Source organism: Pseudomonas sp. 05N432, from assembly GCF_056396945.1.
Map to the genome: position 1 here is coordinate 1 of NZ_JBFTMM010000077.1, position 560 is coordinate 560.

At 60.9% G+C, this 560-nt stretch carries 1 protein-coding gene; it reads right to left on the minus strand.

Translation table 11 applies throughout. The annotated features are described in order from the left end of the window. A partial coding sequence (tssI, locus tag AC1DHT_RS29290; RefSeq protein WP_477761600.1) for a type VI secretion system tip protein TssI/VgrG occupies window positions 1-560 on the minus strand: 560 nt, incomplete at both ends.

Sequence of the window (560 nt, forward strand, 5' to 3'; positions counted from 1 at the left end):
TCGTTAGCCTTGAGCTGGACTTTGCGATCCGCCGCGACCGTGCGATGTTCTTCAGCTCCGAGCACCGTGATGCTGTGGCCCTTGATGGTTTCCTCGCGCTTGTTACCCACTTCCAGCCGGCTGTCATTTTCGACCTTCTGCTCCAGATCCCGCTGGGCCCGCAGGTGGATCAGCTCCTGCCCGGCGCGGTCTTCAATCGACAGTTCGTTGTAACCACCCGTGCTGGGGGAGCTGTGGCTGCGCAGTACGGTTTTGGTTTTGTTCTCGGGCAAGGGATAGGGCGCAGGCGTGACTTTGTTGCTCAGGCAACCGGTGATCAGCGGATGATCGGGATTGCCTTCGAGGTAGGTGACGAGGACTTCCATGCCGATACGCGGAATGGTCACCGCTCCGAAACCTTCACCCGCCCAGCTGGAGGAAACCCGCAGCCAGCAACTGCTTTTTTCGCTGTCGCGTTCGGCCCGGTCCCAGTGGAACTCGACTTTGACGCGACCATATTCATCGCAGTAGATCTCTTCGCCGACGGGGCCGGTGACGCGGGCGGTCTGGCAGACCAGCGC